This window comes from Streptomyces sp. FH025 (assembly GCF_017427025.1).
Classification (GTDB): Bacteria; Actinomycetota; Actinomycetes; order Streptomycetales; family Streptomycetaceae; genus Kitasatospora.
The window spans coordinates 1-1,566 of the sequence record NZ_JAFLNG010001108.1; the positions used below are offsets into that span (position 1 = coordinate 1).

Genomic DNA, 1,566 nt, shown 5'->3' on the forward strand with positions numbered 1-1,566 from the left:
ACCGTCCGGGCGCGGGCGCTGACGAGCCTGTCCATCCAGGGCTCGATGGTGTCGGTGGTGATGCCTTCGCCGGCGGTGCGGGAGATCGTCGAGGGCTGGGGCGAGCGGCTGTCGGTGGCGGCGGTCAACGGCCCTGCCGCGGTGGTGGTTTCGGGTGAGCCGGAGGCGCTGTCGGAGTTCGAGCGTGAGCTGGCTTCGCGCAAGGTGCTGCGCTGGCGGATCCCGGCGACGGACTTCGTGGCGCACTCCCCGGCCGTCGAGCCCCTGGAGGCGGTGCTCACCGAGGAGTTGGCCGGGATCGCCCCGCGGGCGGGCCGGGTGCCGATGATCTCCACGGTGACCGGCGAGTGGCTCACCGGCACCGAGGCGGATGCGGGGTACTGGTACGCGAACCTGCGTCGGATGGTCCGTTTCGAGGAGGCCGTCCGCACCCTGCTGGGCGGTGGCTACGGGGCGTTCGTCGAGGTCTCCACCCACCCGGTGCTGACCGCGGCCGTCACGGAGACCGCCGAGGACGCCGGACTCGACGTCCTGAGCGTGGGCTCGCTGGAGCGTGACAACGGCGGCGCCGCCCGTCTGGTCACCGCTCTCGCCCAGGCCTACGTCGGCGGCCTCCCGGTCGACTGGAAGACCGTCCTGCCGGCCGCCGAGCCGGTGGACCTGCCGACCTACGCCTTCCAGCACCAGCACTACTGGCTGCAGGCCGCCGTGACGGCGCCTCCGACGGGCGGCGACGGTGCGAGCACCGAGGCGGAGGCCCGGTTCTGGGCCGCCGTCGAGGGCGGGGACCTGGCCCGGCTCGCCGACACGCTCGCGATCGAGGACCAGCGGCAACTCGGCGCCGTGCTGCCCGCCCTGGCGTCCTGGCGCCGGCGGGAGCAGGACCGCTCGGTGACGGAGAACTGGCGTTACCGCGTCACCTGGGCGCCGGTCGCCGACCCCGCCCCCGCCCGGCTGTCCGGGCAGTGGCTGGTCGTGCTCCCCGCCGGAGGGGCCGACGCCGCCTTCGCCGAGCAGTGCACGGCGGCGCTGAGCGCCCGCGGTGCCGAGCTCGTCGTCCTGGAGGCCACGGCCGCGGCCGACCGGAAGCTGGCGGCGGAGCGGATCCGTGCGGTGCTGCCGGAGTCCGGGTTCGCCGGTGTGGTGTCACTGCTGGCCCTGGACGAGACTCCCGTGCCCGAGCACCCGGTGGTTCCCGCAGGCTTCGCCGCGACGCTGACCCTGGTGCAGGCGCTCGGCGACGCCGAGGTGGGTGCACCGCTGTGGGTGGTCACGTCCGGCGCGGTGGCCGACGGACCGGGCACGGGCCCGGCCCGCCCGGTGCAGACGCAGGTGTGGGGCCTGGGCCGCGTCGTGGCGCTGGAACACCCGGACCGCTGGGGTGGGTCGGTCGACCTGCCCGGCACGGTCGACGAGCAGACCGCGGGCCGGCTGGTCGCCGTCCTGGCCGGCTGCGGCGAGGACCAGGTGGCGGTCCGTCCGTCCGGGATCCTGGCCCGGCGACTGACCCGCGCCCCCCACCCCCGTGCGGCCGAGCAGCAGTGGACGCCCCGCGGGAGCGTCCTG

At 75.7% G+C, this 1,566-nt stretch carries 1 protein-coding gene; it reads left to right on the forward strand.

Annotated elements, in window-relative coordinates; all coding sequences use genetic code 11:
• The coding region (locus tag J0670_RS37730; protein WP_207817283.1) for an acyltransferase domain-containing protein at positions 1-1,566 on the forward strand (1,566 nt) is incomplete at both ends.